At 68.3% G+C, this 2,879-nt stretch carries 2 protein-coding genes and 1 pseudogene (1 of these 3 only partly in view); 2 read left to right on the forward strand and 1 reads right to left on the reverse strand.

The window, feature by feature from the left end; translation table 11 throughout:
* A pseudogene (locus ACFE99_RS20500) lies at positions 1–1,532 on the forward strand (hypothetical protein); it begins 413 nt to the left of the window's first position.
* Between the two features lie 18 nt (positions 1,533–1,550).
* Here the strand turns inward: ACFE99_RS20500 and lexA are convergent.
* The gene (gene lexA, locus ACFE99_RS20505) at positions 1,551–2,249 is read right to left on the reverse strand and encodes a transcriptional repressor LexA (RefSeq protein WP_375488249.1); all 699 of its coding nucleotides are present in this window, start codon (positions 2,247–2,249) and stop codon (positions 1,551–1,553) included.
* Between the two features lie 222 nt (positions 2,250–2,471).
* On the opposite strand from lexA, the gene ACFE99_RS20510 reads away from it, so the two are divergent.
* On the forward strand, positions 2,472–2,879 hold a 408-nt coding region (locus tag ACFE99_RS20510; protein ID WP_375488250.1), incomplete at its 3' end, for a hypothetical protein.

Here is a 2,879-nt window from a genome sequence, read left to right on the forward strand (position 1 = left end):
CCCATGGTGCGTTCGTGGTACGCGGCGCGATGAACGCCGCATGGGACAAGCTCGGCAGCTCCGGTGGGGCACTGGGCGTTCCGGTCAGCGACGAGACCTACAACGGTGAGGCCGCCACACAGTCGTTCACCGGCGGACAGGTGTCGTGGAACCGGCTGACGAAGGTGTTCGCGACGGTCCCGCCCGAGTTGGCACAGCAACTGACCGGCCTCCAGGTGCCCATCGACCCCACTGCGGCGATCAACACGGCCTGGCGCTCGGCCGGTGGCGCCGCGGGTCCACTCGGCGCCAAACAGGGTGGGCAATACCCCGTCGGCAACAACGCGATAGCCCAGAAGTTCGTCGGCGGGAAGGTCTTCTTCAGCCCGGCCACCGGGGCCAACGCGGTGGAGAGCGACATCCTGGCCAAATACGAATCACTCGGTGGCCCGGGCAGTGACCTGGGACTTCCGACGGCCAATGAAACCGACGGCAGCCTCAAGCCGACGAGTCGCATCAGCACGTTTTCCGCGGCCGACAAGCCGGTGATTTTCTGGACGCCTGCCCGGGGAGCATTCGTGGTCCGCGGGGCCATGAAGGCGGCGTGGGATAAGCTGGGCGGCGCGAAAGGCACGCTCGGCGCACCGGTGGGCGACCAAGCTGTCGACGGCGACGTGGTGTCACAGAAATTCACCGGCGGCAAGGTCTCCTGGGACCGCGCCAAGAACCTCTACACCACTGAGCCGCCCAGCCTGGCGTCCTCGCTGTCCGGTCTCCAAGTGCCGGGCCAGAAGCAGCCGAGCCGACCCGCGGCCCCTGCGGGCGCCGCACGGAGCTGGCACTGGTGGTGGCTTTTGGTGGCCATCCCGGTGCTGCTCTTGGGGGGTCTACTCGGGTTGGCGACGCTCTGGGCGCGCCGACGCCGAGGTCGCCGCGCTGCCGTCCAGCATCAACGTGACGCCAGAGCCGCGAGAGCCTACGAGCCCGTACCGAGCACCGATGACCGCTGGTCGGCGGGGGACGACCGCGACGTCGGCTCGTCGGGGTTTGCTGCCGGCTACCCGGCGGCACCGGAGCCTACGCCGCCGATGGCGGCACCGGAGCGACCCGCGGCGCCGGAGAGCTGGAGGCAGCCGGCAGAGCAGGTGGAAGCCGGCTCGATCGGCGCCGAGCATGCGGGCGGTGCGCTGCCCGATGTCGAAGAGGGTCTCGGCGTGGAGGACCCGGACAAGGTTGACACCGCTCCGACGCCCATCCCGTCACAAGCCGACCACACCTCGGAACCCGTGGTGAGAACTGGGCGGCATGCGGCGGTGGAGACCCCCGAGGACGAGGAGCGGGCGGAGGCAGCAGCAGTCAGCGCCGTTACGCCGGCCATCCACCTTCCGCTGGAGGACCCGCGCGAGGCGCCGGAGGGATACCCGGTCAAAGGCAACGCCAGCTTCGGCCTGTATTACACGCCCGACAGCGCCCTGTACGACGACGCGTTCGCCGAAATCTGGTTCGCCAGCGAGGAAGTCGCGCGGACGAACGGCTTCACCAAGGCCGGCTAGGCCGGTGCAGTCACCGCGTCAGATTTTGCGGATGACTGTGACCACCTTGCCGAGGATGGCGGCGTCGTTACCGGGGATGGGATCGAACGCCGGGTTGTGCGGCATCAGCCAGACCTGACCGCCGGTGCGCTTGAACGTCTTGACGGTGGCCTCACCGTCGATCATCGCCGCGACGATGTCGCCGTTGTCGGCCACGTTCTGCTGGCGCACTACCACCCAGTCACCGTCGCATATCGCGGCGTCGACCATCGAGTCACCGACGACTCGCAGCAAGAACAACGCACCCTCACCAACCAGCTCGCGCGGTAACGGGAAGACGTCCTCGACCGCTTCCTCGGCGAGGATCGGCCCGCCGGCCGCGATGCGCCCGAGCACGGGAACGAACGTGGGCTCGGGCAAGGCGTCTGACCCCGACACCTCGGTGACAACCGGTTGTGCGGCGTCGTCGGCTCCGCGGACGTCGACCGCGCGCGGGCGGTTGGGGTCACGTCGCAGATAGCCTTTGCGCTCGAGCGTGCGCAGCTGGTGAGCCACCGACGACGTCGACGTCAGGCCGACGGCATCACCGATCTCGCGGATGCTCGGTGGATAGCCGCGGCTGGTGACCGAGGCTCGGATGACTTCCAGGATGGTGCGCTGCCGCTCGGTCAGCGCCGAATCCACAGCTTGCATGCGGCGGCCTGGACCGGTGGTGCGGGTGTCGCTGCTATCGCTCATAGCGTTCGAATGTAGCCCCATATCGCCCAATACTCAAACGTTTGTTCGACGCGTGTCGCGAATCGTGTCCGCAGGGCTGCGCAGTGATGAGCGGTTTTGTCGGTGGCCTGTCGTAGCGTTCCAACCGCTCGGCAACAATTCGATCACACGTTCGGAATTCGAACGCACTATCGAATATAGTCCGAACATGCGATCGACTACCGGCTTGATAGGAGGCACCTAATGACGCTCATAGAGACAACGCGGCCGCACGCAGCGCATCGTGGGCGGCCCGTCCGCGTGCGCTGCCGAGATGGGGAACGGCGACCTGGCCCGTCACGGCCGCGTGTTGCGCCGCCGCGTTATCGCGGCACCGGCGTGTGGATGTCCACTGCGCCGCACCCCAGGCGCCCGATAACGCCGGCCACGACGGTGGGGCTGGCCCTGCTGGCCGCACTTATCACCGTCTGGCTCGGTCTGATTGCATACTTCGGCGACACGATCGGCGGCGGGTCCGCCGCCCCGCGTGGCCCGATGCCGGATCAACTGGCCGTGGTGCGGGTCGACGCCGGCGAGACGCTGCCGCACCTGGCCGCCCGGGTAGCGCCCGACGCGCCGGTCGGCGAAGTCGCGCAGCGCATCCGCGAGCTC

Source organism: uncultured Mycobacterium sp. (assembly GCF_964249325.1).
Taxonomy (GTDB): Bacteria; Actinomycetota; Actinomycetes; order Mycobacteriales; family Mycobacteriaceae; genus Mycobacterium.